At 67.4% G+C, this 24,854-nt stretch carries 22 protein-coding genes; 13 read left to right on the plus strand and 9 right to left on the minus strand.

Annotated elements, in window-relative coordinates; translation table 11 throughout:
• Window positions 1–116 precede the first annotated feature (116 nt).
• Both ACQ66H_RS02925 and ACQ66H_RS02930 read left to right on the plus strand, forming a co-directional pair.
• The gene (locus tag ACQ66H_RS02925; protein ID WP_430432738.1) at window positions 117–1,445 is read left to right on the plus strand and encodes a tetratricopeptide repeat protein; all 1,329 of its coding nucleotides are present in this window, start codon (window positions 117–119) and stop codon (window positions 1,443–1,445) included.
• A 9-nt stretch (window positions 1,446–1,454) separates the two neighbouring features.
• The gene (locus tag ACQ66H_RS02930; RefSeq protein WP_430432739.1) at window positions 1,455–2,882 is read left to right on the plus strand and encodes a FecR family protein; all 1,428 of its coding nucleotides are present in this window, start codon (window positions 1,455–1,457) and stop codon (window positions 2,880–2,882) included.
• A gap of 127 nt (window positions 2,883–3,009) precedes the next feature.
• Here ACQ66H_RS02930 and ACQ66H_RS02935 read toward each other — a convergent pair whose 3' ends face one another.
• From ACQ66H_RS02935 to ACQ66H_RS02960, 6 genes are all read right to left on the minus strand, one after another.
• Window positions 3,010–3,606 (minus strand): MarC family protein, encoded by a 597-nt coding sequence (locus tag ACQ66H_RS02935; RefSeq protein ID WP_430432740.1) that lies wholly within the window; start codon window positions 3,604–3,606, stop codon window positions 3,010–3,012.
• Between the two features lie 63 nt (window positions 3,607–3,669).
• A complete protein-coding gene (locus ACQ66H_RS02940; RefSeq protein ID WP_430432741.1) occupies window positions 3,670–4,926 on the minus strand; it encodes a glutamate-5-semialdehyde dehydrogenase in 1,257 nt (418 codons plus the stop codon).
• Window positions 4,927–5,022: 96 nt separating this feature from the next.
• Window positions 5,023–6,027 (minus strand): DNA polymerase III subunit delta, encoded by a 1,005-nt coding sequence (holA, locus tag ACQ66H_RS02945; protein WP_430432742.1) that lies wholly within the window; start codon window positions 6,025–6,027, stop codon window positions 5,023–5,025.
• 5 nt (window positions 6,028–6,032) lie between these two features.
• A complete protein-coding gene (gene lptE, locus ACQ66H_RS02950; RefSeq protein ID WP_341931026.1) occupies window positions 6,033–6,554 on the minus strand; it encodes an LPS assembly lipoprotein LptE in 522 nt (173 codons plus the stop codon).
• A gap of 8 nt (window positions 6,555–6,562) precedes the next feature.
• On the minus strand, window positions 6,563–9,196 hold the full coding sequence (gene leuS, locus ACQ66H_RS02955; protein ID WP_430432743.1) for a leucine--tRNA ligase: 2,634 nt from the start codon (window positions 9,194–9,196) through the stop codon (window positions 6,563–6,565).
• 94 nt (window positions 9,197–9,290) lie between these two features.
• Window positions 9,291–10,220: a mechanosensitive ion channel family protein gene (locus ACQ66H_RS02960; protein ID WP_430432744.1), complete on the minus strand. Its 930-nt coding sequence runs from the start codon at window positions 10,218–10,220 to the stop codon at window positions 9,291–9,293.
• 135 nt (window positions 10,221–10,355) lie between these two features.
• On the opposite strand from ACQ66H_RS02960, the gene ACQ66H_RS02965 reads away from it, so the two are divergent.
• The 6 genes from ACQ66H_RS02965 to ACQ66H_RS02990 all read left to right on the plus strand — a co-directional run bounded on the left by ACQ66H_RS02965 (window position 10,356) and on the right by ACQ66H_RS02990 (window position 19,769).
• Window positions 10,356–12,584: a UvrD-helicase domain-containing protein gene (locus ACQ66H_RS02965; protein ID WP_430432745.1), complete on the plus strand. Its 2,229-nt coding sequence runs from the start codon at window positions 10,356–10,358 to the stop codon at window positions 12,582–12,584.
• 6 nt (window positions 12,585–12,590) lie between these two features.
• On the plus strand, window positions 12,591–13,487 hold the full coding sequence (locus ACQ66H_RS02970) for a tetratricopeptide repeat protein (protein WP_430432746.1): 897 nt from the start codon (window positions 12,591–12,593) through the stop codon (window positions 13,485–13,487).
• A gap of 5 nt (window positions 13,488–13,492) precedes the next feature.
• Complete coding sequence (locus ACQ66H_RS02975) at window positions 13,493–14,074, plus strand: poly-gamma-glutamate hydrolase family protein (protein ID WP_430432747.1); 582 nt, start codon at window positions 13,493–13,495, stop codon at window positions 14,072–14,074.
• Between the two features lie 31 nt (window positions 14,075–14,105).
• Complete coding sequence (locus tag ACQ66H_RS02980; RefSeq protein WP_430432748.1) at window positions 14,106–14,942, plus strand: transporter substrate-binding domain-containing protein; 837 nt, start codon at window positions 14,106–14,108, stop codon at window positions 14,940–14,942.
• Window positions 14,939–18,124, plus strand: coding sequence for an EAL domain-containing protein (locus tag ACQ66H_RS02985; protein WP_430432749.1), 3,186 nt, complete (start codon window positions 14,939–14,941; stop codon window positions 18,122–18,124). Before ACQ66H_RS02980 ends, ACQ66H_RS02985 begins: the two co-directional genes overlap by 4 nt.
• Window positions 18,125–18,284: 160 nt before the next feature.
• Window positions 18,285–19,769, plus strand: a complete 1,485-nt coding sequence (locus ACQ66H_RS02990) for a diguanylate cyclase (protein ID WP_430432750.1) — start codon at window positions 18,285–18,287, stop codon at window positions 19,767–19,769.
• An 8-nt stretch (window positions 19,770–19,777) separates the two neighbouring features.
• Here ACQ66H_RS02990 and ACQ66H_RS02995 read toward each other — a convergent pair whose 3' ends face one another.
• From ACQ66H_RS02995 to ACQ66H_RS03005, 3 genes are all read right to left on the minus strand, one after another.
• Window positions 19,778–20,293 carry a hypothetical protein gene (locus ACQ66H_RS02995; protein ID WP_430432751.1) on the minus strand — a complete coding sequence of 172 codons (516 nt, stop codon included), beginning with the start codon at window positions 20,291–20,293 and terminating at the stop codon, window positions 19,778–19,780.
• Between the two features lie 61 nt (window positions 20,294–20,354).
• Window positions 20,355–20,567, minus strand: a complete 213-nt coding sequence (locus ACQ66H_RS03000) for a hypothetical protein (RefSeq protein ID WP_430432752.1) — start codon at window positions 20,565–20,567, stop codon at window positions 20,355–20,357.
• Window positions 20,564–21,331, minus strand: a complete 768-nt coding sequence (locus ACQ66H_RS03005; protein WP_019915387.1) for a ParA family protein — start codon at window positions 21,329–21,331, stop codon at window positions 20,564–20,566. Before ACQ66H_RS03005 ends, ACQ66H_RS03000 begins: the two co-directional genes overlap by 4 nt.
• Before the next feature lie 166 nt (window positions 21,332–21,497).
• Here ACQ66H_RS03005 and ACQ66H_RS03010 point away from each other — a divergent pair, with 166 nt between their 5' ends.
• Genes ACQ66H_RS03010 through ACQ66H_RS03030 form a run of 5 tightly spaced genes read left to right on the plus strand, consistent with a single transcriptional unit; the run spans window position 21,498 to window position 24,833 of the window.
• Window positions 21,498–22,481: a quinone oxidoreductase family protein gene (locus tag ACQ66H_RS03010; RefSeq protein WP_430432753.1), complete on the plus strand. Its 984-nt coding sequence runs from the start codon at window positions 21,498–21,500 to the stop codon at window positions 22,479–22,481.
• A gap of 44 nt (window positions 22,482–22,525) precedes the next feature.
• Window positions 22,526–22,864, plus strand: a complete 339-nt coding sequence (locus ACQ66H_RS03015) for a hypothetical protein (RefSeq protein ID WP_430432754.1) — start codon at window positions 22,526–22,528, stop codon at window positions 22,862–22,864.
• 33 nt (window positions 22,865–22,897) lie between these two features.
• Window positions 22,898–23,557: an SDR family NAD(P)-dependent oxidoreductase gene (locus ACQ66H_RS03020; protein ID WP_019915384.1), complete on the plus strand. Its 660-nt coding sequence runs from the start codon at window positions 22,898–22,900 to the stop codon at window positions 23,555–23,557.
• Entirely contained in the window at window positions 23,554–24,195 is a 642-nt protein-coding gene (locus ACQ66H_RS03025; RefSeq protein WP_430432755.1) for an AAA family ATPase, read from the plus strand. The genes ACQ66H_RS03020 and ACQ66H_RS03025 overlap by 4 nt, the downstream gene beginning before the upstream one ends.
• The gene (locus tag ACQ66H_RS03030; RefSeq protein ID WP_020163331.1) at window positions 24,192–24,833 is read left to right on the plus strand and encodes an NADPH-dependent FMN reductase; all 642 of its coding nucleotides are present in this window, start codon (window positions 24,192–24,194) and stop codon (window positions 24,831–24,833) included. The genes ACQ66H_RS03025 and ACQ66H_RS03030 overlap by 4 nt, the downstream gene beginning before the upstream one ends.
• The last annotated feature ends 21 nt before the right edge of the window (window positions 24,834–24,854 follow it).

The raw sequence follows: 24,854 nt of genomic DNA on the forward strand, positions 1-24,854 counted from the left end.
CTTCAGGAATCAACCTTAATAAGACTCCGCAAGCTATTGTTTTTCAATCAATGAAGTGCAATCATCCGGCCGTTACGGTCAGTCGGTTGTCGGTCATACGACAACAAGGAGGGCGCATGCGCGCACAAAAAAGAACACATCCGCTGCTGTTTGCACTGCTGCTGGGCGCCTCGGTCGCCACGCAAGCCCAATCGTTCACCGAACAGGCGGCCGCGCACATCGAGGCCGGTCGCCATGCGGCGGCCTACCAGTTGCTGTCGCCGCAGGAGTCAGAGCGGGCCGGTGATCCGCAGTTCGATCTATTGCTGGGCATTTCGGCGCTGGAAACTGGGCGGCATACGCTGGCCGTGTTCGCGCTCGAACGCGTGCTCGCCGTGCAACCGGACAATGCGCGCGCCCGTGCCGAGATCGGCCGTGCTTATCTGGCGCTCGGCGAATCGGCTGGCGCAAGGCGGGAGCTGGAGGCGGTGCGTAATCAGAACGTGCCGCCGGAGGTTGCGCGGACCATCGATCGCCTGCTGTCTGCGATCGATCGCGCACCGGATATCGGGAAGCCCTCCGTCGCCGGTTATATCGAAGCGGCGGTGGGGCGTGATACCAATGTCAACAGCGCCACTTCACTGAATTCCGTCGCCGTGCCGGGATTCGGCGATTTCCAGCTGGCCAGCGGCAGTCGAAGCCGCAGCGCATCGTTTGGCGCGCTCGGTGGAGGTATCAACGCGCTTGTTCCGCTGAACCGTGAATGGGCCTTGCTGGCCGGCGCTAATGGTTCTGCGCGTTTCAATAGTGGAGAATCGAGATTCGACACCACGTCGCTCGACGGCAATGCCGGCTTGGTGTGGACACGTGGCTCCAACCGGGTGACGGCAGCGCTGCAGCTCGGCACTTTCGAAGTCAACCACGACAAGTTGCGCGACCATTCCGGCGCAACACTGCAGTGGCAGCACACGCATGACGCGCGCAACCAGACGACGGCGTTCATGCAGCATACGCGCTTGCGTTACGACGGCAGCAATGACGTCCGGGATGTCAATCGCAATATCTACGGTGTTGGCCACGCGCACGTTCTGCCCGGCGGTCAGACCATGCTCTTCGGCAGTTTCTATCTTGGCGCCGAAACGGGCCAGAAGGATCTGCCCTCCGGGCTGAACATTGCTGCCAACGATGTCATGGGTTTCCGCGTCGGCGCGCAGCACACTCTGGACGAGCGCTGGATGCTGTTTGGCGCGCTTGCGCACGAGGTTCGCGAATACGGTGCCATCGACCCGACGTTCCTGGTCCGGCGGGAGGACGATCTGACCTCTCTGTCGCTGGGTGCGAGCTACGCCTTTGCCAAGCAGTGGCAGCTCACGCCCTCGGTCACCCTGATGCGCAATGATTCGAGCGTTAACATCAACGAATATCGTCGCGGCGTCGCTCAGTTCGCCGTGCGTCGCACGTTCTAGGAGAGCGCCATGGCGAAACCCTTCAGACCCGCACACCTGGCGCTCGCCATGGCGCTGGCGTTTCCGCTGAATGCATCGGCCGATGTGGCAGCGCGCGTCGAATTTACCGCGGGCGACGTACGTGCGCTGGCGGCCGACGGCAGCAGTCGAGTGCTTGCACGCGGCGCTCAGGTTGGCAGCGGTGACACCGTCAACACCGGCAGCGGCCGCGCCCAGATGCGCTTCACCGACGGCTCGCTAGTGTCGCTTCAGCCGCAGACCCAGTTCCGCATCGACCAGTATGCGTTCGCCGGCAAGCCGACCGAGGACCGGGGATTCTTTAGTCTGATCAAGGGCGGTCTGCGCACCATCACCGGCCTGGTCGGCAAGGGCAACCGCAGCAACTACAAGCTGACGACCTCGGTGGCGACGATCGGCATCCGCGGTACCGAGTTCTCGGTGGCCTACGGAAACAGCGTCAATGTGACGACAGGCGACGGCGCGGTCGATGTATGTAATGGCGGCGGCTGTCTTACGGTGTCGGACGGGCAGAGCGCCTACGTCGCCGACCAGAACACCATTCCCGTCATCGTCGAGATCAAGACCGATCTGCCGCCACCGCCGCCGTCGAACGCTGGCGTGGGCGGGGGAAACGGCGTGTTGCCGCCACCGAACAACGAAACCTTCCTCGTCGCCGAGGAGCGTACCTCCGACGGCGGCCTCGACATCGTGACACCGCCCCCGACGACGCCAAGTCTGCAGACGGGCGACGGCTACTACGTTTTCGGTCAGTACACGGACCAGTACGGTGGCTACGGCGGCGTGGTCAGTCTTGGTGCAGCCTCGGCGCAGTTCGAGGGGGCCACCCTCGTCGCGGCGAGCAATGGCGTTGACCAGATACAGAAGGTCTCCGCGGTCGAGGCGCACGAGGACGGCATAATCGGCTGGGGGCGCTGGACGGACGGAACGTGCGTGGGAACCGGAAACAGCAGCTGCTTCGGCCAGCCGCTGATCGACATGCACTATGTCGTCGGCAAGCCCACGCCGGATCTCGCGGCGCTCGGCGGCGTGGTCGCGACCTATGCACTCAGTGGCTATACGACGCCGACCTCGTCAGGCGGCGGTGCGGGCGGAGCGGTCAGCGGGTCGCTCACGGCTGACTTCTCCAGCTATGCCTTCCAGGTAAGTATGAATGTTGCCGTCGCATCGACCAGCTTCGGAGTGACCGGCAGTGGCAGCATCGATTCGGGTACTTCCGCCTTTGCCGGCTCGATCAGCAACTGTACCGGCTGCGCATTCAACCCCACCGGGGGGTATGTCTACGGCTTCTTTGCAGGTTCGGCCGCAGAACGGGCTGGCATGATCTACCACTTCGAGACGGGAATTTCCGGCATCAATCAGGTCAGCGGTGCCGCCGTATTCACCAAGACATCGTCGTCTCCTGGCGGCTCGTTCTGAAACCCCGTTCTTCCCTTCCGGGGAGGCATGGGTTCGCAGTCAACGCGCGGCCGCCGCTGCCCGGGATTCAGCGAGGACGAGCGGCTGAACTGCGGTCAGCCGCTCGGCATCAATCAGTACGAGCCGCTCAGAGTGACCCGGCAAAGCTGCGGATGCCGGTCAGCAGCATTTCGACGGCGACCGCACACAGCAGCAGGCCCATCAGTCGCTCAAGTGCAGAGGTTCCGCGCTCACCCAGCCGGCGGATCAGCGGCCCGGCCGCCAGCAGCACGCAGGCGGTGACCGCCATGGCCGCGCTCATCGCGCCGGTCCAGGTCCAGAAGCGGTCCGGCTCGCGCGACACCAGCAGCATCACCATGGCCATCGCCGACGGCCCGGCGATCAGCGGAATCGCCAGCGGCACGACGAAGGGTTCGCCGCCGGCCCACTCGCCGAACACGCCGGCCGGCTGCGGAAAGATCATGCGCAGCGCAATCAGGAACAGCAGTACGCCGCCGGCGATACCGAGCGAGGTCTGCGACAGCTGCAGTACCTTCATCACCGATTCGCCGGCCCACATGAAGGCGAGCAGCGCCAGCCAAGCGAAGAAGCACTCCCTCAGCACGACACGCTGACGCCGCGCCGTCGGTACGTCCTTCAGCAGCACGGTCATGACCGGTGCGTTGCCGAACGGATCGAACAGCAGCAGGAGCAGGATGCTGGCGGAGAGGAAGCTGTCGGACAATTCGTGGGGGCTGGGGGCTGGGGGCTGGGGGTGACGGGAGGGCGTGCCGTCCCGTCAGCGGGTTCAGCTGCGCACGTGGCCGTCGCCGAGCACCACCCACTTCTGACTGGTCAGCCCATCCAGACCGACCGGGCCGCGGGCGTGGATCTTGTCGGTCGAGATGCCGATCTCCGCACCCAGCCCGTACTCGAAGCCGTCGGCGAAGCGGGTCGAGGCGTTGATCATGACTGACGCCGAATCGACCTCGCGGATGAAGCGCATCGCCCGCGTGTGGTTCTCGGTCACGATGGCGTCCGTGTGCTGCGAACTCCAGCGGTTGATGTGCTCGATCGCGTTGTCCAGCGAATCGACGATGCGCACCGCGAGGATGGGGGCGAGGTATTCGGTCGCCCAGTCCTCGTCGGTCGCCGCCTTCATCGCCGGCACCAGTGCGCGCGCGCGCTCGCAGCCGCGCAGTTCGACGCCTTTGCCGAGGTAGATGTCGGCCAGTTGACCGAGCACGCGCGGTGCCGCAGCGACATGCACCAGCAGCGTTTCCATCGTGTTGCAGGTGCCGTAGCGATGGGTCTTGGCGTTGTCGGCGATGCGCACGGCCTTGTCGTCGTCGGCGAATTCGTCGATATAGACGTGACAGTTGCCGTCAAGGTGCTTGATCACCGGCACCTTGGCTTCACGCGAAATGCGTTCGATCAGGCCCTTGCCGCCGCGCGGCACGATCACGTCAACAAACTGCGGCATCGTGATCAGCGCGCCGACCGCGGCGCGGTCGGTGGTGTCCACCACCTGTACCGCAGTGTCCGGCAGACCCGCGGCGACCAGCCCTTCGCGCACGCAGGCGGCGACTGCCTGATTGCAGCGCGCGGCTTCGGAGCCGCCGCGCAGGATGGCGGCGTTGCCGCTCTTCAGGCACAGCGCGGCGGCGTCGGCGGTCACGTTCGGCCGTGCTTCGTAGATGATGCCGATCACGCCCAGCGGCACCCGCATCTTGCCCACCGTGATGCCGGTCGGGCGGCGCTTGAAGTCGGTCATTTCGCCGACCGGGTCGGGCAGGGCGGCGACCTGTTCCAGGCCCTGGGCCATCGCTTCGACGCCCTTGGCGGTCAGCGTCAGGCGGTCGATCATCGCTGCGTCCAGGCCATTGGCGCGTGCCGCGTCAACGTCGGCCGCGTTCGCTTCGAGCAGCTGCGGTGCGCGCTCGCGCAGCAGGGCGGCGATGCGGATCAGTGCGTCGTTCTTGGCGGCGGTGGAAGCCTGCGACACGATGCGCGAGGCGGCGCGGGCCTGGCGGCCCAGCGTGTTCATGTAGTCCTGGATGTCCATCTTGATTCCCGAAATGCCCGAGCCGCGCACCTTATGGAAACGGCGGCCAAACACGGATGAAAGCAGAAAGCGCGGCGACTTGCCAGTCGGCAACGCTCAGCGTGCGCACAGTCGCAGCGCGATCTGCAGGAACTCGTCCCACACGTCGCCACGCGCCACGCCCTTGATCATGCGGTCCAGCCGCGCGGCCTGCATCAGTGCAGTGCGGGTGGCGGCCGAGGACAGGCGCTGCAGCGCCCGCTTGTACGGCGACTGGCGGGCGCCGAAGATGCGTGCCGCGGCCAGCGCGTCGTCGGCGCTGCGGCCGGCATCCATTTCGGCACGCGCGGTCGCCAGCACACGCAGTTCGGCGACGATGATCCACAGCACCAGCGGAGCGGCCACGCCTTCGGCGCGCAGACCGTCGAGCAGGCGGCTGGCGCGCGCGGCGTCGCCGGCGAGCAATGCCTGACGCAGGTCATCGACGTCGTAGCGGGCAACGTCCATCACCGCGTTGCGCACCTGCTCCAGCGTCAGTTCGCCCGGCGGATGCAGCAGCGCGAGCTTCATCACTTCCTGGTTTGCCGCCAGCAGGTTGCCTTCGACATGGCCGGCCATGAATTCCAGCGCTTCCGGTGTCGCGCTCTGCTGCTGGCGGGCGAGCCGGCCGGCCAGCCAGGCGGGCAGACGCGCAAGGCCGGGAGCGTTCAGTTCCAGTTCCATGCCGGATTCGATCAGCGCGGCGAACCAGCTGCTCTTCTTCGCCTTCCAGTCCATCAGTGGCAACGTCACCAGCGTGATCGTGCCGGCCGGCGGGTTTGCGGCGTAGCGGGCCAGTGCGTCACTGCCTTCGCGACCCGGCTTGCCGGTCGGAATGCGCAGATCGATCAGCTTGTCGCCGCCGAACAGCGACATATTGCCGGCCGCTTCGGCCAGCGCAGACCACTTGAAGTACTGCGTCACCACCAGCACTTCGCGCTCGCTGAAACCGCGCGCGCGGGCGGCGGCGCGGATGGCGTCCGCCGCCTCGATCACCAGCAGCGGCTCGTCGCCGTGCAGCACATAGAGCGGCGCGAGCGTGCCCTTCAGGTGGGCGTCGAGCTGTTCGGCGCGCAGCTGCATCGCGCTCAGGCGGGTTTGCGCTTGATCGCCTGCAGGCGGCGCAGCAGTTGCTGGATCACGTCCGACTGCATTTCGGCCAGCAGGAGTTGTTCCTCTTCCTGTTTGGCCAGCGTGTCGCTGTCGTTGAACGTGAGATCGCGACGCATCTCTATGGTCGCCACCGGCGCGATCTCATCATTGGTCGGCGTGCGTACGCGAAACGAGAAACGCTGGCGCAGCTGATACTCACGGACGCGGCCAGCTGAATTCAAGCTGAGAATGACCTTCTCGGTCCTGTTCTCGGTGATGTCGAGCACGGCATCGGCTGCCTTGATGTCATCGGCGACTTTCGACGTGGTCTGCGCTTCGATGGCGCGCCTGAGTTGGGCTGTCAGCTCCGAGTAACGGTTGGAGTTGATGTAAAGCGTCTGGAAAGGCAGATCACGTACACCGCGCAGGTGAAAACCGCAGGCCGCCAGCGGAAGCGCGGCGGCGGCGGCGAGCAGCAGGCTGCGGCGGGACGGGTTGGCGGGGGCGCTCACGGGCATCTCCTGCTTCAGCACACGATATTGACCAGACGGCCGGGCACGACGACCACCTTCTTCGCCGGCTTGCCTTCCATGAACTTCTGCGCCGACTCGTTGGCCAGCGCCGCCGCCTCGATGGCGTCTTTGGCCGCATCGGCGGCGACGCGCAGGCTGCCCCTCAGCTTGCCATTGACCTGCAGCATCAGTTCGACCTCGTCCTGCACCAGCGCCGAGTCGGCCGGCTCCGGCCATTCGGCGCTCAGGATGTCGTCGCCGAAGCCGCAGTCGCGCCACAGCACGTGCGTGATGTGCGGGCAGATCGGCGACAGCACGCGCAGCAGCATGGACAGGCCTTCGCCGATCACCTCGGCCGCTTCGGCGCCGTCGCGCGGTGCCTTTTCCAGCGCGTTGAGCATCTTCATGCAGCCGGAGGCGACCGTGTTGAACTGTTGCTTGCCGAGGTCGTAGCTGGCCTGCTTCAGCACCAGATGCAGTTCGCGCCGCAGGTCGGCCAGCGCGGCCGGCAGCTTGGCCTTGCCCAGCGTCAACGCGGCTGGCACTCGCGCGCGCAGTTCGGCGGTGTAGTCCTGGGCGAAATTCCATACGCGCTTCAGGAAGCGGTGCGCGCCTTCGACACCGGCGTCGTTCCATTCCAGCGTCTGTTCCGGCGGGCTGGCGAACATCATGAAGAAGCGTGCGGTGTCGGCGCCGTACTGGTCGATCAGCGCCTGCGGGTCCACGCCGTTGTTCTTCGACTTCGACATCGTGGTCAGTTCGTGCTCGAGCACGGTGCCGTCGGCCTTCAGCCGGCCGCCGGTGATCTGCCCCTTGGCGTCGCGCTGGACCTCGACCTCGCTTTCCCAGTAGTAGTTCTTGCCGCCGCCTTCAGGTTTGTGCAGCCAGGCGTGGTTCAGCACCATGCCCTGGGTGAGCAGACGGGCGAACGGTTCCTTCACCGTCATCAGGCCCATGTCGCGCATCACCTTGGACCAGAAGCGCGAGTACAAGAGGTGCAGGATGGCGTGCTCGATGCCGCCGATGTACTGGTCCACCTGCATCCAGTAGTTGGCGCGCTCATCGACCATGGCCGCGTCGTTGCCGACCGAGCAGTAGCGGGCGTAGTACCAGCTCGAATCGACAAAAGTGTCCATCGTGTCGGTTTCGCGCTTCGCCGCGGCGCCGCACTTCGGGCAGGCGACGTTGATGAAGTCGTCGCGCTTGAGCAGCGGGTTGCCCGAGCCATCCGGAATGCAGTCCTCCGGCAGCACCACCGGCAGCTGGTCGTCCGGCACCGGCACGTCGCCGCAGTGATCGCAGTGGATGATGGGAATCGGACAGCCCCAGTAGCGCTGGCGCGACACGCCCCAGTCGCGCAGGCGCCACTGCACCTTCTTCTCGCCGCCTTTGGCCGCGAGATCGGTCGCGACCGCATCGACCGCGGCGGCATAGCCGAGGCCGTCGTACTTGCCGCTATTCACGCAGACACCGTCCTTCGAGCCGTACCACTCGGCCCAGGCGTCAGTCGAGAAGACGTTGTCGCCGACCGCGATCACCTGTCGGATCGGCAGGTCGTACTTCTTCGCGAAGCCGAAATCGCGCTCGTCGTGCGCCGGCACCGCCATCACCGCGCCGTCGCCGTAGCTCATCAGCACGTAGTTGCCGACCCATAGCGGCACCGATTCGCCGGTCAGCGGATGCACGACGGTGAGGCCGGTCGGCAGACCTTCCTTTTCCATGGTCGCCATGTCGGCTTCCATCACCGAGCCGTGCTTGCACTTCTCGATGAAGGCGGCCAGTTCGGGGTTGTTGCGGGCGGCGTGGGTGGCCAGCGGATGTTCGGCGGCGACCGCGCAGAAGGTGACACCCATGATGGTGTCGGCGCGGGTGGTAAACACCCACAGCCGGCCGTCGTCGATCAGCGCGCCGGTGTCATCGCGGACGTCGTGGCTGAAGGCGAAGCGCACGCCGGTGCTCTTGCCTATCCAGTTGGCCTGCATGGTCTTCACGCGCTCGGGCCAGCCGTCCAGCGTGTCCAGATCGTCCAGCAGTTCGTCGGCGTACTGCGTGATGCCGAGGTAGTAGCCGGGAATCTCGCGTTTCTCGACCAGCGCGCCGGTGCGCCAGCCGCGGCCGTCGATCACCTGTTCGTTGGCGAGCACGGTCTGATCAACCGGGTCCCAGTTCACCACCTGCGTCTTCTTGTAGGCGATGCCCTTTTCCAGCATGCGCAGGAACAGCCACTGGTTCCACCTGTAGTACGACGGCTGGCAGGTCGCCAGTTCGCGGCTCCAGTCGATGGCGAAGCCCAGCGCCTTGAGCTGCTGGCGCATGTAGTCGATGTTGTCGTAGGTCCATTTCGCCGGCGGCACCGCGTTCTTGATCGCCGCGTTCTCGGCCGGCAGGCCGAAGGCGTCCCAGCCCATGGGCTGCAGCACGTTGTAGCCACGCATCCGGTGGAAGCGGGTCAGCACGTCGCCGATGGTGTAGTTCCGCACATGGCCCATGTGCAGCTTGCCCGACGGGTAGGGGAACATCGACAGGCAGTAGTACTTGGGCTTCGACGCGTCCTCGACGGCCTTGAAGGTCTGGCTGTCGTCCCAGTAGCGGCGCGCGGCGGCTTCGACCTCGGACGGGGTGTAGGCGGGGGTCTGTTTTTCTGACATGAGGCGGGATGCGGCGGAAATGAACGCTAACCCGCAATTATAGGCTCGGCGGGCCTCCGCCCGCCGGAAAACGAGGCTCCGTTACCGGGCAGGCTCAGGCCGGAGCCGTCCGGCGTGTCGCCGGGCTGCTGCGCGACACTTCGCGCAGTAGGGTTTCGGCGTCGTCGGCGAAGCGCAGCGTGAGATGCGGTAGCGGCAAGGTCTGGCCGCGCTCGTCGTACGCTTCCTTCACCCGCCGCAGGAATTCGCGCCGCACCTCCCATTGCGCCATCGCCGCGACACGGATGCGTGCCCGCACGATGAGCGCCGATTCCTGCCACTGGTCCACGCCCGCCATTTCGAGGTCGCCGAGTATGCGGGCGCCGAAGTGCTCGTCCTCGCGCATCGCCTTGGCGACGTCGAACATGATGGCGTAGATGTCGGCCACCCGGTCGGTCGGCGCCATTCGCACATCGATCACCGCATTGGCGAATTCACGCGAGCGGGTGGTGACCGTCGTGATCTCGCCGTTCGGGACGAAGTGCACATTGCCCTCGTAATCGCGCAGGCGCACATAGCGCAGCGTCACTTCTTCGACCACGCCGCCGTGTCCGGCGATGTCCACGATGTCGCCGACGCGGATCTGGTTTTCCAGCAGCACGAACAGCCCTGAGAACAGATCCTTCACCAGCGACTGGGCACCGAAGCCGATGGCGATGCCGGCCACGCCAGCGGTGGCCAGCAGCGGGGCGACCGAAATGCCCAGTGCACTCAGCGCGATGCCGCCGGCCAGCACGAGGATGACCACCGATGCCGCGTAGCGTGCGACCCGAACCAGGGTGTCGATGCGCTTGATGTCTTCCGCACAGTCGGTGCGCCGGCGCAGTGTTTCGTGGATCAGACGTATCGAGCGCCGGGCGAGGTGCTGCAGCATCCAGGCGAGCAGCAGGATCAGGAACAGCTTCACCGCGAGGTCAAGCACCTGAGGCAGGCGGTCGCCCGCCCATGCGTACAGCCAGGCGGCGGTCTGTGTCCAGTCGTTCATTGTCGTGGTCTCTCCCTGTTTGCGTTGTCCGGGTTAGACGCGACCACCCTGCCCGGGGCCGGTTCCTCGCTGTAGGAGGAGGACTACACGTCCGCGGGCGCGACCGTCGGCAGGCAGCCCGGTAGAATCCGCCGCATGACATCCAACCCGCTTCTTTCCGGTCTGAACGAACAGCAGTTCCAGGCCGTCACGCTGCCGTCGCAGTCGGCGCTCATCCTCGCGGGCGCCGGGTCAGGCAAGACGCGCGTGCTGACCACGCGTCTGGCCTGGCTCATTTCGACCGGCCAGGTGTCGCCGCACGGCATTCTTGCGGTCACCTTCACCAACAAGGCGGCCAAGGAGATGCTGGCGCGGCTGACCGCGATGCTGCCGATGAATGCACGCGGGCTGTGGATAGGCACTTTCCATGGCCTGTGCAACCGCATGCTGCGCGCGCACTGGAAAGAGGCCGGGCTGCCGCAGCTGTTCCAGATCCTCGATTCGGCCGACCAGCTGTCGGCGATCAAGCGCATGCTGAAGGCGCTGAACATCGACGACGAGAAGTTTCCGGCGCGCGACCTGATGTATTTCATCAACTCGGCCAAGGAGCAGGGCCTGCGCCCGCACGAGGTCGAAGCCTTCGACGATTTCGCGCGCAAGCGGATCGAGCTGTACCAGGCTTACGAGGCGCAGTGCCAGCGCGAAGGTGTGGTCGATTTCGCCGAGCTGCTGCTGCGCTGCCACGAACTCCTGCAGCGCAACGAACCGATACGCGCGCACTACCAGCGCCGCTTCCGCCACATCCTGGTCAACGAGTTCCAGGACACCAACGTGCTGCAGTACCGCTGGCTCAAGCTGCTGGCCGGCCTCGGCACCGAAGGCCAGGCGGCGGTGATGGCGGTCGGCGACGACGACCAGAGCATCTACCGTTTCCGCGGCGCCGAGGTCGGCAACATGCGCGACTTCGAGCGTGAGTTCCATGTCAACAACGTGATCCGGCTGGAACAGAACTACCGCTCGCACGGCAACATCCTCGACGCCGCCAATGCCGTGATCAAGCACAACAGCGGCCGCCTCGGCAAGAACCTGTGGACCGAAGCCGGTCATGGCGAACCGCTACGCGTGTACGAGGCCTTCAACGACATCGAGGAAGCGCGCTGGGTGGTCGAGGAAATCCGGGCGCTGATCCACGACGGCACCGCGCGCGACGACATCGCGCTGCTCTACCGCAGCAATGCGCAGTCGCGCGTGCTCGAACACGCGCTGTTCTCGGCCGGCATTCCCTATCGCGTCTATGGCGGTTTGCGCTTCTTCGAGCGGCAGGAGGTGAAGCACGCGCTGGCCTACATGCGGCTGATCGCCAATCCGCACGACGACACGGCGTTCACCCGCGTGGTGAACTTCCCGACCCGCGGCATCGGCGCGCGTTCGCTGGAACAGCTGCAGGACGCCGCGCAGGCGCACGGCAGCAGCCTGTACGGCGCGCTGAATTTCCTGACCGGCAAGGCGGCACAGTCGGTCGGCGCCTTCATCAAGCTGGTCGATCAGCTGCGCTTCGCCTGCGAGGGGCTGAAGCTGCCGGAAATGGTCGAGCAGGTGCTCGAACTGTCCGGCCTGCGCGCGCACTACCTGACTGAAAAGGAGGGTCAGGAGCGCGTTGCCAACCTGGACGAAATCATCAACGCGGCCGCCAACTTCATTTCCGAGGAAGGCTACGCCCAGGTCGCGGCCGAGGACGAAGCCGCGCCGCCCGATCCGCTGTCCGCCTTCCTGTCGCACGCCTCGCTCGAAGCGGGCGAACACCAGGCCGACGCCGGCCAGGCGGCGGTGCAACTGATGACCGTGCATTCGGCGAAGGGTCTGGAATTCGACGTGGTGTTCATCGGCGGTCTCGAAGAAGGCCTGTTTCCGCACGAGAACTCGGTGCTGGAGCGAGACGGTCTGGAAGAAGAGCGCCGGCTCATGTACGTCGCCATCACCCGCGCCCGCAAGCGGCTCTATCTGTCGTTCGCGCAGTCGCGCATGCTGCACGGCCAGACCCGCTACAACCTGCGCAGCCGCTTCTTCGATGAAATTCCGGCCGAACTGCTGAAGTGGCTTACGCCGCCGGCCAGCGCACGCGGCTACGGGGGCTTCGGCAGCAGCAGTGCCGCGCCGTCGGCACCGGCAAGCAGCAATCCGCGCAGCTTCGGCAGCGGTCGCCGGACGACGGCGGTCAATGACAGCGGCTTCCGCGTCGGCCAACAGGTGAGCCACGCCAAGTTCGGCGCTGGCGTCATCGTCAACGCCGAAGGCTCGGGCTCCGACGCCCGGGTCCAGGTGAATTTCGGTGCGTCGGGCGTCAAGTGGCTGGCGCTCGCCGTGGCCAAGCTGTCGCCGGCCTGATTGCTCATGAACGCGCGCGTCCGCCTCTTCTGTTTCGCAGCGCTGCTGTCGGCAGCGGGCACGGCCGCGGCGTCGGAACAGTGGCGCACCGCCCACCTGCGCGGCGAGTGCGACACGGCACTGGCCGAGGCGCGTGGCGCCGCCGAGAAGGGCGAGCCGGAAGCGATGCTGCAGATGTCCGACTGGCATTTCTTCGGCACCTGCCTGGACAAGAACGACACCGAATCGGCACGCTGGGCGCTGCTGTCGGCGGAGGCCGGACTGGCGCGGGCACAGGCCGTGGCCGGGCAGATCCGTGCCAGCGGCATCGGCGTCGAGCGCAATGCGGCAGAGGCTCGCCGCTGGTACACGCTGGCGGCCGAAGGCGGTGACCCGGAAGGCATGCTGTTGCTGGCCAAGATGATCGAAGCCGACACTGCCGACCCGCTGGCGCCGGAACTGGCGCTGGCCTGGGTCCGGCGCGCGGCCGACAAGAACTACGCGCCGGCCTATGTCCATCTGGCGGCGATCTACAGCGGCGGTGGTGCCCAGACCGACTACGCCGAATCGGCACGCTGGCTGGAGAAAGCGATGCAGGCCGGCTACAAGGACAATTCGGTCTGGGTCGCCTGGTCCTGGGCCTGCCTCAACCTCGGCCGCTACGACGAGGTGCTGCAGGCGGCGACCAAGGTGCCGAACGACGCGCCGGAATTCAAGGCGGCGCAGATCAACCACGCGCACGCGCTGTTGTTGAACGGACAGATCGGCAATGCGCGCGAGGTGTACGCCGCCAACATGACCTTGCGCGGCGCCGACGAATTCCGCCGCATCCTGCGCGAGGACTTCGCCGAACTGCGTCGTTCGGGACGCGATCACCCGGGCATGGCGCGCATCGAGAAGCTGTTCCTGTCCGGCAAGCCCTGAACGACGTGCATCGCGACCGCCATCGCAGCTACGCCGAGCTGTCGTCCGCGCATCGCGAGGGCATCGACTACCACGTCACCGTCGAGCGACGCGGTAGCGGGGTCGCCATCGTCGCGCCGCATGGTGGGCGCATCGAGCGCGGCACGTCGGAGGTGGCGCGTGCGATCGCCGGCGACGACTTCGACCTTTACCTGTTCGAAGGCGCGTTGCCGGCGATGAACTTCGAAACACTGCACATCACCAGTACCCGCTTCGACGAGCCGCGCGCCCTGGCGCTGATTGCCGACTGCGACGCCGTGCTGGCGGTGCATGGCGTGGCCGATACCGGCGAGCGGGCGCTGCTCGGCGGCCGCGATCGTGCGCTTGCCTGTGCCTTGGCCGATCGCCTGTACGCACGCGGCGTGCTCGCGCAGACCAGCGGCCATCGCTACGCCGGCCTCGACCCGCGCAATCTGTGCAACCGGGGGCGGCAGGGCCGCGGCGTGCAGATCGAACTGAGCGACCGGCTGCGCGGCGGTCGCTACGAAAAGGCAGTGATCGACGCGGTTCGTGCTGCCCTGCATGGACGGGTCATGACGCGACGCTAGAATGCAAGGCTGACCTCGTCAGCAACCCGTCATGCGCACTCCCTACCTGCTTGCCGGATTCATCGTTGCCCTCGTCGCGCTGGTGCTCGGCCGGATCATCTACGACGATCCGGCGCGATCGGGCGCTGCGCCGACCTTGCGTGCGCTGTATTCGATCGAGCCACCGTTCGCCTACATCGACGCGCGCGGCCGTGTCACCGGCGAGGCACCCGAAATGCTACGCGTGCTGGCCAAGCGGGCGGGTCTCGGCGAGGTCGAGTTCATCCACACCGAGTTCGGCCAGTTGCTGCACGATCTGCAGGCCGGTCGCGCCGACATTGTCGCCAGCGGTCTGTTCGTGACCCCCGAGCGCGCGCAGCGCGCACGCTTCACCCGGCCGACCGCGCAGGTGTCGTCGGCGCTGCTGGTGGGTGCGGGCAATCCGCTCGACCTGCACGGCCTCGACGACATCGCCGCGCACCCGGATGCGGTGCTGGCCGTCATCGACGGCGCGGTCGAACTGACGGTGGCCAAGCGAGCCGGCGTGCCGGCCGCCCGCATTCAGCGGCACAGCGACGCGACCAGCGCCGCGGTGGCGGTGATCGAGGGCCGGGCCGACGCGCTTGCGCTGTCCGACGTGTCCTTGCGCCACATGCTGAAGGTATCCGGTCTGACCGGTGTCGAACTTGCGCAGCCCTACCGGCCGCCGCAGCGTGAAGGGCGTGGCGAAGCAGGCTGGCCCGCCTTCGCGCTGCGTCCGCAGGACGAGGCGATGGCACGCCGCATCGACGAGGCGATGGCCGGCTACCTCGGTTCGCCCGAGCATCGCGCGCTGGTCGCGGCCTTCGGCTTCGGTCCGCACAACCTGCCGGCGCCTGCACAGCGATGAACGGGCGCAGCGCAATGGCGGGCGGCCCGCCGGTATTCGGTCTGGCGCTGCTGCTGTGCGCCTGCATGGGCCTGATGAGCTATGCGCACGTGCGCTGGGATGACAGCCTCGCCGCGGCGCTGACCGCGCGCGACAACCTGGCGCAGTCGCGTCGTTATGCGCTGCTTGCGCAGCTCGACACCGAGCGCCTGCTGACCGGTGTGACGACCGTACCGCGCACCCGCGTGATCGCTCATCTGGACCGCGCCCTCACCACCGCGCGCGATCTGCGCAGCGGCGGTGGTGCCATCGCCGGCTTCTCGGTGCGCGCGCCGGTGGCCGGCGACGTGGCCGCGGCCGCCGATGCCTACATGGCGGCGCTGGCCGATGCGCGCGCCATCATGGAACGCCAGCTCGACGGATTCGAGGCGGGCGGCAGCGCGCTGCTGCTGGCGCAGCGCGCGGTCGATGGCCGTGCCGTCGCACTCGAGGACGCATTGCTGCGCCATCTGGCGGCACAGCGCCGGCTGCTGCGCCAGCACGACACGGCGACGCTGGCGCTGGTGGCGGTGCTCGGTCTGCTCGTGCTGTTCTATCTGTACGTTGCGCACCGGCGTCGCGATGCCGCAGTCGATGCGCTGCTCGGCAGCGAGTCGCGCCTGCGCGCCTTCGTCAACAGCCTGCCCGAGATCGCCTTCATGCTCGACCGTCACGGTCGCTACATCGAGTCCTTCGGCAATGGTGGCGCCTTGCTCGCGTCGCCGGCGGAAACCCTGGTCGGTCGCACCGTCGAGGAGGTATTCCCGGCCGACGTGAGCAGCCGCTTCCTCGCGGTGATCCGCCAGGCGCTGGCGCGGCAGCGCACGCAGTCCTACGAGTACACGCTGGAACTGGCGGGACGGCAGGTGGTGTTCGATGCCCGCGTGTCGCCGGTACCCGGCAGCGACCGCGTCGTATGGGTGTCGTGGGACGTGACGGCGCGCCGCCGCGCCGAGGCGCACGTGCAGGCGCTGGGTCGGCTGTACAACTTCCTCAGTCAGGTGAACCAGACCATCGTCTGGTCGGCCGACGAGGACGAGCTGTTCGAACGCATCTGTCGCGTCGCCATCGAGTTCGGCGCCTATCGCTTCGCCTGGATCATGCGTGCCGACGACAGCGGCATGCTCGCGCTGCGCGCCAGTGCCGGCAGCGCGGTCGCCGATCGCGCGCAGCTGGTCAGCGCATCGTCCACCGACGCCGGCAGCGTCACCGCCGCGGTCATGCGCAGCGGCAAGCTGTGTCGTCTGTCGGCGCTCGACGGCGACGACGCGTGGATGCCGGCAGCGCGGGCCGCCGGTTGCATGGGCTACGTCGGCCTGCCGATCCGGCTCGACGACAAGGTGGTCGCCGTGCTTGGCCTGATCGCGCGCGAGGTCAACCCGGAGGATGAGGACGAAGCGCGTCTGCTCGACGAGGTGATGATGGATCTGTCTTTCGCGGTGCGTCGCCTGCGCGACGACCGCGACCGCGCGCGCGCCGAACAGTCGGCGCGCCTGCTGGCGGCGGCGCTGCGCAGCACCCGCGACGGCGTCGTGGTGACCGACCTCGACGGCGTCGTGGTCACCGTGAACGAGGCCTTCTGCGAACTGAACGGCCTCGATCCGGCCGCCACCGAGGGATGCACGCTGGTGTCGCTGCTCGATGTCGAGGGCGCCGAGGGGCTGTATGCCGACATTGACCGCGCGCTGCGTGGCGGCGGCTTCTGGCAGGGCGAGGTGGCGGCGCGGCGGCGCAACGGCGAAGCGTGGTCGGGCTGGCTGTCCTGCGCCACCGTGCACGACGACGACGGCCGGGCGACCCACCGCGTCAGCGTGCTCACCGACATCACGCAGGCGCGGCGCACCGAGGAAATGCTGCATCACCTGTCGCAGTACGACCCGCTGACCGACCTGCCCAATCGCGTACTCATCCAGTCGCGCCTGATGCACGCGATCGATCTGGCCGCGCGGCGCGGCACGCGCGTGGCCGTGCTGTTCCTCGATCTGGACAATTTCAAGACCATCAACGACGGCCTCGGCCACGCCGCTGGCGACGAGGTGCTCGCTGCCGTCGCGCAGCGCCTGCGCGCGCGCTTGCGCCGACAGGACACGCTGGGCCGGCAGGGCAGCGACGAATTCGTGCTGCTGCTCGAAAACCTCGACCAGCCGGGCGAGGCGGCGCTGGTCGCCCAGGGCGTGTTCGACAACCTGAGCGCACCGGTGCGTCTGGCCTCCGGTCAGGACATCTATCTGCAGGCGAGCATAGGCATCAGCCTCTACCCGGACAACGGCAACAGCGCCGAGGACCTGATACGCGACGCCGACGCGGCGATGTACCAGGCCAAGCGGAGCGGTCGCAACACGCTGCGCTTCTACACCGACGCCTACACCGACGAGGCGACGCGGCGGCTGTCGCTGGAGACCGGCCTGCGGCGCGCGCTGGAGAACGACGAATTCGAGCTGCGCTTCCAGCCGCTGGTCGATCTGTCCGACGGCGCGCTGATCGGCGCCGAGGTGCTGGTACGGCTGTCCGCCGCGGCCAGCGTGCACGCCGGCCCGTCGCAGTTCATCCCGATCATGGAAGCCAACGGACTGATCGTGCAGCTCGGTGAGCGCGTGCGCGAGCTGGCCTGCCGGCAGGGGCGTGCCTGGCTCGACGCCGGTTACCGGCTCGGCACGCTGGCGGTGAACATGTCGGTTGCCGAAATCCGCCGCGGCGGGCTGGAACGGCGCATCGAGCGGCTGCTCGGCGATACCGGCTTTCCGGCCGCGCTGCTCGAACTCGAAGTGACCGAATCCAGCCTGATGGAGCAGGGCGACGAAGCGCGTCACTTCCTCGATGCGATCAAGCGGCTCGGCTTGCGCATGGCGATCGACGATTTCGGTACTGGCTACTCGTCGCTTGCCTACCTGAAGCGGTTGCCGGTCAACAAGCTCAAGATAGACCGCAGTTTCATCTGCGACCTGCCGGGCGACGCCAGCGCGGTCGAACTGGTCAACACCATCATCACGCTCGGTCACAAGTTGGGCATGTCGGTGCTGGCCGAGGGCGTCGAAACCGAGGGGCAGCGCGATCTGCTGCGCGCGCACGGCTGTGACGCCTGCCAAGGCTATCTGTACGCCGAGCCGCTCACCGCTGCCGAGTTCGAACGCCGCTTCCTGCGTCCGGCGCCCCGCGTGCAGTGAACGCACGACACCAATCCTTTCAGGCGGTGACCGGCGCCCCCGCTAAAATGACGGGTCGCGGGTCCGCCTTCCGGGCCCGGTCCGATTTCAGCGAGTTGCCCGTGCAGTCCGCAATGTCCCCCGATGCTTCGTTGTGTCCACGCCCGAACAGGGTGACGGCATGAACACCGCTGTCGCAGGCGGTGGCGAGCACACGCCGCAGCTGGGTTTCGCGCAGCGCAGCTATCGCGCGCGGCAGGCCGGGCTGCTGTTTGGCTTGCCGATGGTGCTCGCCGTGCTGTACGAGCGCGGCGACCTGTCGTGGCCGTCCTGGCTGCTCTGGCTCGGCCCCATGCTGCATGCGCTGCTGTGGCCGCACCTGGCCTGGTGGCGCGCCCGGCAGTCGCGCGATCCTTTCCGCGCCGAAGGCGACAACCTGCTGGCCGATCACTTCTTCGGTGGCGCGTGGACCGCGCTGATGGCCTTCAACGCCGTGCCCTCGCTGCTCATCCTCGCGCTGATGAGCATGGACAGCGTCGCCGGCTGCGGCCCCCGTCTGATGCTGCGCGGCCTGCTGGTGCATGCGGTGGGGGTGTTCGCCGGCGTGCTGCTTTACGGATTCGACTGGCAGCCGCTGTCCAGTCTGGTCGTCGTCGCGGCCAGCGTGCCGATGCTGCTGCACCCGATCGCCATCGGCTTCGTCACCAACCAGGCGCTGCGCAAGCTCCAGCGTCAGCGCGAGGCGCTGGAGACACTGAGCCGGATCGACGCACTGTCCGGCCTCGCCAACCGCGGTCACTGGGAGGTGCTGGTGCGCAAGGAGTTTGCGCGCTACCGTCGCTACGGGCATACGGCAACGCTGGTGATGGCCGATCTCGATCATTTCAAGTACATCAACGACCGCTACGGCCATGCCGCCGGCGACGAGGCCATCCGCCGCTTCGCCGCGCTGCTCGGCCGCGAACTGCGGGCGAACGATACGGCAGGCCGCTATGGTGGCGAGGAGTTCGGCATCCTGCTGCCGGACACCACCGGTGAGGGCGCGCGCGACCTGATGGCGCGGCTGCGCCGATGCCTGCACGACGAACCGCTGATCGACGGCCACGTGGTCACCGCCAGCTTCGGTGTGGCCGAACTGACGCCGATGCTCGACACCTGCGAGGCGTGGATGCGGGTGGCCGACCAGATGCTGTACCGCGCCAAGCACTCCGGTCGCGACCGCATCGTGCTGCCCGGCCCGGGCGGCAGCGAGGCCGAAGACGGTCCGCTGAACGGTGAGGAGGAGGTGCCACCGCATCTGGCGGTGGCGGCCGCACGGCCGGACGTGCTGCGTCAGCTGCTGACCGGCATAGACATGAGCGAAACCGCCTTCGCGCTGTTCGATCCGGTCAACCGGCTGGTGCTGGCCAACGCCGCCTTCATCGAAATGTACTGCGTGCCGGCCGGCGATCTGCGCTTTGCCGACCTGATGCGAAATTGCTACACGCACCGCATCGGGCCGCGCATCGAAACCGACGACATCGAGGCCTGGCTTGCCGCCGCCGACAGCAAGCGGCGCAGCCGGCCATGGCGCTCGTTCGACGTCAACATGATGGACGGGCGGATACTGCGGGTCGAGGAAACCTCGTTCGGCGAAGGCTGGGTGCTGACGGCGATCAGCCGCTGAGCGCGGCCTTAGCTGCCGTTGCGGAAGGGTGCGGCGAGGTCGCCGGCGCAGTTCAGGTACTGCCCCGTCACGTCGCGTGGCGCCGGGCCATTGAAGGGCAGCTCGACGTCGCCGCCGACCTGTCCCAGCACCAGCCGACCGCCGAAGAACAGGAAGTTGCGCATCAGCGTCGCCCAGTCGAGCTGCTTGTCGGCCTCGAAGCCGGGCAGCGTGAGCCGGCCGTCCTGTGCGACCAGCAGTATGGCGGGGCGGAACTGCTCGACTTCCAGCCGCGCCAGCACCGGCAGTCCAGGATTGCCCGGCGGCGGCTGAACCTCGATGCGGGCGTTCACCTCGTCGCCGTCGCGCTGACGCACGACGCGGATGTCCCAGCCAGACACCGTCACCGCAGTGCCGCAGCCACGCGGCCAGCCGTTGTCGAGCTCGACCACTGCACGGTAGTTTCCGGCGCTGCTGTCCGCGGCCGCCAGCGGCGCTGCGGCCAAACATGCCAGCAAGGAGAGGAGCAGGGCGCCGTGTTTCATGCCGGCTCAGACGCCGCAGGGCGTCCGGAGTTCGCAGTGCTCGCCCGCAGTCCGCTCGACCTCAGTCACCGCCACCGCCGCCATCGCCACCACCTCCACCGCAATCGCCGCCGCCCTCGCCGACATGGGTGCAGCCCGAATCGTTGCTGCTGCCCGGGAGGCCGCTGCCGTCCGCGTGTGCGTCATGCGGGCGTTCGCGCCGGCGGCGCAGACCGCCGGTCAGCAGCCACACCAGCGCCGCGATCGCGATCAGCGCGACGACGAAACCGCTCACGCGCCGTTCAGCAGCGTGTGAAGTGCGACGAATTCCTGCGCGAGCTTGTGCGACGGCGCGAAGTGGATCAGCGGCAGCGCCGCCTCGTGTGATTCCTTCACCTTGACCGACGGCGACAGCGTCGCGTCGAGCACCGGCAGGCCTTCGTCGCGCAGTTCCTGCACCACGCGCGCCGGCAGGCTGGAGCGCGCCTGGTACTGGTTCACGACGATGCCTTCGAGCTTCAGCGCCTCGTTGTGGTCGGCGCGGATCTCTTCGATGTTGTCGATCAGCTGGTACAGCGCCTTGCGCGAGAACTCGTCGCAATCGAACGGAATCAGCACCGATTCGGCCGCGATCAGCGCGCAGCGCGAGTAGAAGTTCAGCGCCGGCGGCGTATCGATATAGATGTGGTCGAACTGGTCCAGCGCTTCCAGCGCCTCGCGCAGCTTGTAGATCTTGTAGCGCGATTCCAGCTTGTTCTCGAGTTCCGCCAGCTTGGCGCTGGCGGTCATCACGGCCAGGCCCGGGTGAGCGGTGTCGGTGATGAACTCGGTGGTGTCCTTCGGCGTCAGCTTGAAGTTCAGGATCTGGTCGAAGAAGTCGGCGGCGCCCAGTTCGACGCTGTCCGCCGCCTTGCCCAGCAGGTAGTTGCTCGAATTGCCCTGCGTATCGAGGTCGATCACCAGCGTACGTTTGCCGCTTGCCGCGCTGATGGCGGCGAGATTGCAGGTGATGGTGGACTTGCCGACGCCACCTTTCTGGTTGAACACGACGCGACGCATGACGGACTCCCTGACCGAAAGAGGCATTCTGCCAAATCATTGGGTGCAGTGCACAATAAGCGTGCCGATTGCGGTCGTCGCGCGTGCGCGCCTCGACGCGAAGGGCAACAGACCCCGATCATGACCGGTAGAATTCCGCGCCAATCACCATGAGGGCAGGATGACCATGACGGATTTCGCTGTACGCATGCACCGCACCGGTGGCCCCGAAGTGTTGCAGTACGAGGCGGTCGAGCCGGGCGCACCGGGGCCGGGCGAAGCACGTGTGCGCCAGCACGCGGTCGGCGTCAATTTCATCGACATCTATCACCGCAGCGGCCTCTATCCGGTACCGCTGCCGAGCGGACTGGGGCAGGAAGCGGCCGGTGTGGTCGAGGCGGTCGGTGCCGGCGTCAGCGAGGTCGCGGTCGGTGACCGTGTCGCCTATGTAGGCGGTCCGCTCGGCGCCTACGCCACGGCGCGCAACATCGCGGCCGACCGGCTGGTGCGCCTGCCGGATGGCATTTCCTTCGACACGGCTGCCGCGCTGATGCTCAAGGGGCTGACCGCGCACTACCTGCTGCGCCGCACCTGCCGCGTCGAAGCCGGCGATGCGGTGCTCATCCATGCAGCCGCCGGCGGTGTCGGCCTGATCGCCTGCCAGTGGGCACGCGCGCTCGGCGCCACCGTCATCGGCACCGTCAGCACGCCGGACAAGGCGGCGCTGGCGCAGGCCAACGGCTGCGAACACGTGCTGACCGGCGTCGCATCCGCCGATCTGCCGGCGCAAGTGCGCGCGCTGACCGGCGGCCGCGGCGTGCGCGTGGTCTATGACGGCATCGGCCGCGACACCTTCATGGCGTCGCTCGACTGCCTGCAGCCCATGGGCATGATGGTGAGCTATGGCAATGCGTCCGGTCCGGTCGCCCCGTTCGAGCCCGGCATGCTGGCGCAGAAGGGCTCGCTCTTCCTGACCCGGCCGACGCTGTTCCATTACATCGCCGCCCGCGCTGACCTGGTCGCCGCGGCCGACGAACTGTTCGCCCGCGTGCTCGACGGCACGCTGCAGATCAACATTCAGCAGCGTCATGCGTTAGCCGACTGTGCCCGCGCGCATGAAGCACTGGCCGCGCGCCGCACGACCGGCTCGACCATCCTGTTGCCGCAGTGAAGCATCCACTGCACCGGCGACACCCTCTTTCGGAGCGCTTTTCGATGAAGTTTCTGTTGTCGCTGCTCGCCTGCTGCTGCATCCTGTCTCCCGCCGCGGCGCAGACGCCGGCGCAGACGGCCTTTCTGAAGGCCGAAACCCGCCGCATCGACGAGCAGTTCGTGCGTCGCGTGGTCAACATCACGAAGTTGCCGGCAGCGCAGGTGCGCGCCGCCATGCCGGCGGAAGGGCGCATCACCGAACCGTCGGCGCGGGTGGCTGCCGGCATCGAAAAGCAGCTGGGCGAGCCGCTGAGCGACGAACAGAAGCAGGCCATTGCGCAGGCCGACGAAGAACGTCGCAGCGCACTGGCCGCGGCACGTGCCGCAGCAAAGAACAAGTAAACACGTAGAAGCGCAGCAGGTCGGGAGAGAACTATGGGTTCGAAAGTGTGTGCCATCGTCGGCATGGGCTCAGGCGTCGGTGCCGCGGTGGCGCGGCGCTTCGCCGCCGAGGGCTATTGCGTGGCGATGATCTCGCGCGACGCCGGCAAGCTCGAGCGCTACGAGCACGAACTGGCCGCGCGCGGCGTGACCGCGCAGGGCTTCGTGGTCGATGCCGGCAGCGACGAATCCATCGTATCGGCCATCGAGAACATGCGGCAGGCGATGCCGCCGCCAGAGGTGCTCATCTTCAACGCCTCGGTGCCGCGCGAATGCGCACCGTCGGTACTCGACCCGGAAGCGCTGGCGTCCGACCTGCGCATCGGCGTGCTCGGGGCGCTGACCGCGGCACGCGCCGTGCTGCCGGCGATGCGGGCAACCGGCCAGGGCAGCATCCTGTACACCGGCGGCGGCCTGGCGATGGAGCCGGTTGCCGCCGCCGCCTCGCTGTCGGTGCAGAAGGCGGCGCTGCGCAACCTCGTGTTCAGCCTGCACCAGGAACTGTCCCCGGCCGGCGTGCATGCCGCCATCGTCACCATCGCCGGCGTGCTGCGCGAAGGCAGCCTGCTCGACGCCGCCCGCGTGGCCGACGCGTTCTGGACGCTGCACGCGCAGCCGCCGGGCCAGTTTGCGCGCGAGATCGTATTGTCATGACGGAGCGGGTGCTGCGCAGCGTGCTGATCGCCAACCCAAAGGGTGGCGCCGGCAAGAGCACGCTGGCCACCAGTGTTGCCGGTCACTGGGCCACCCAGGGCGCGCGCGTCATGCTGGGCGACATCGATCGCCAGCAGTCGGCCCGTCACTGGCTGGGCATGCGCTCGCCGTTGCTGGCGCCGATCTCCACCTGGGAACTTGAGCCGGAACAGCCGGCCCGTCCGCCGCGCGGCACCACCCATGTCGTGCTCGACACGCCGGCCGGCCTGCGCGGCAAGCGGCTGGAGGCGATGCTGAAGATGGTCAACCGCGTGCTGATTCCGGTCCAGCCCTCCATCTTCGACATTCTGGCCACCGGCGACTTCCTGACCGAACTGGCCGAGCACAAGCGGGTCGCCGCGAACAAGGTGAAGATCGGCATCGTCGGCATGCGGGTCAACACCCGTACCCGCGCCGCACACGAACTGGAGCGTTTCTGCGCCGGCCTCGAACTGCCGGTGCTGGCCTATCTGCGCAACTCGCAGCTGTATGTGCAGACGGCTGCGCACGGCATGAGCATTTTCGACCTGTCGCGCTCGCGCGCGCAGACCGACCGCGAACAGTGGCAACCCATCATCGATTGGCTGGATTCCCCATGAACAACTCGACACGCAACAGCAAGAGCCTCGCAGTCGTCCGCGACAGTTCCGAGCTGGATGGCGCCAAGGCGCGCATCCTGGTGTTCGCCGGCAGCACGCGCGAGGCGTCTTTCAACCGCAAGCTGGCGATCGCCGCTGCGCGCGCGATCGAGGAGGCGGGCGGCGAGGCGACGCTGATGGATCTGCGCGACCATCCGCTGCCGCTGTACGACGGCGATCTCGAAGCTTCGGCTGGGCTGCCGCTGGGCGTGCGTCCGCTGAAGGAACTGTTCAAGTCGCACGACGGCCTGTTCATCGCATCGCCCGAGTACAACGGGTCGATGAGCGCCGTGCTCAAGAACACGCTGGACTGGGTGTCGCGCCCGGCCGGCGACGAAGCGGGCACCGTGCCCTACGCCAACAAGACGGTCGCACTGGGCGCTGCCTCGCCCGGCGCGCTCGGTGGCCTGCGCGGCCTGGTGCACCTGCGCGCGGTGCTGCAGTCGGTCGGCGCGCTGGTGCTGTCGGAACAGATCGCGGTCGGCAACGCCGCTTCGGCCTTCACGCCGGAAGGCGGCCTGGCCGACGAGCGGATGCAGCAGATGCTGCGCCGCACGGTCGCGCGTCTGGTCGATGTCGCCTCGCGCCTGCGCGATTGAAGTTTTTCATCACAACAAACA

Origin of the sequence: Methyloversatilis sp., assembly GCF_965284615.1 — a bacterium.
In the GTDB taxonomy this organism is placed as follows: Bacteria; Pseudomonadota; Gammaproteobacteria; order Burkholderiales; family Rhodocyclaceae; genus Methyloversatilis.

Coding starts and splice junctions, on each gene's coding strand:
- ACQ66H_RS02970 (WP_430432746.1), top strand. CDS start 12,591: ATGAACGCGCGCGTCCGCCTCTTCTGTTTCGCAGCGCTGCTGTCGGCA.
- holA (WP_430432742.1), bottom strand. CDS start 6,027: ATGCAGCTGCGCGCCGAACAGCTCGACGCCCACCTGAAGGGCACGCTC.
- ACQ66H_RS02985 (WP_430432749.1), top strand. CDS start 14,939: ATGAACGGGCGCAGCGCAATGGCGGGCGGCCCGCCGGTATTCGGTCTG.
- ACQ66H_RS02995 (WP_430432751.1), bottom strand. CDS start 20,293: ATGAAACACGGCGCCCTGCTCCTCTCCTTGCTGGCATGTTTGGCCGCA.
- ACQ66H_RS03030 (WP_020163331.1), top strand. CDS start 24,192: ATGAACAACTCGACACGCAACAGCAAGAGCCTCGCAGTCGTCCGCGAC.
- ACQ66H_RS02990 (WP_430432750.1), top strand. CDS start 18,285: ATGAACACCGCTGTCGCAGGCGGTGGCGAGCACACGCCGCAGCTGGGT.
- ACQ66H_RS03010 (WP_430432753.1), top strand. CDS start 21,498: ATGACGGATTTCGCTGTACGCATGCACCGCACCGGTGGCCCCGAAGTG.
- ACQ66H_RS03025 (WP_430432755.1), top strand. CDS start 23,554: ATGACGGAGCGGGTGCTGCGCAGCGTGCTGATCGCCAACCCAAAGGGT.
- lptE (WP_341931026.1), bottom strand. CDS start 6,554: ATGCCCGTGAGCGCCCCCGCCAACCCGTCCCGCCGCAGCCTGCTGCTC.
- ACQ66H_RS03015 (WP_430432754.1), top strand. CDS start 22,526: ATGAAGTTTCTGTTGTCGCTGCTCGCCTGCTGCTGCATCCTGTCTCCC.
- ACQ66H_RS03020 (WP_019915384.1), top strand. CDS start 22,898: ATGGGTTCGAAAGTGTGTGCCATCGTCGGCATGGGCTCAGGCGTCGGT.
- leuS (WP_430432743.1), bottom strand. CDS start 9,196: ATGTCAGAAAAACAGACCCCCGCCTACACCCCGTCCGAGGTCGAAGCC.
- ACQ66H_RS03005 (WP_019915387.1), bottom strand. CDS start 21,331: ATGCGTCGCGTCGTGTTCAACCAGAAAGGTGGCGTCGGCAAGTCCACC.
- ACQ66H_RS02925 (WP_430432738.1), top strand. CDS start 117: ATGCGCGCACAAAAAAGAACACATCCGCTGCTGTTTGCACTGCTGCTG.
- ACQ66H_RS02965 (WP_430432745.1), top strand. CDS start 10,356: ATGACATCCAACCCGCTTCTTTCCGGTCTGAACGAACAGCAGTTCCAG.
- ACQ66H_RS02960 (WP_430432744.1), bottom strand. CDS start 10,220: ATGAACGACTGGACACAGACCGCCGCCTGGCTGTACGCATGGGCGGGC.
- ACQ66H_RS02940 (WP_430432741.1), bottom strand. CDS start 4,926: ATGGACATCCAGGACTACATGAACACGCTGGGCCGCCAGGCCCGCGCC.
- ACQ66H_RS02980 (WP_430432748.1), top strand. CDS start 14,106: ATGCGCACTCCCTACCTGCTTGCCGGATTCATCGTTGCCCTCGTCGCG.
- ACQ66H_RS02930 (WP_430432739.1), top strand. CDS start 1,455: ATGGCGAAACCCTTCAGACCCGCACACCTGGCGCTCGCCATGGCGCTG.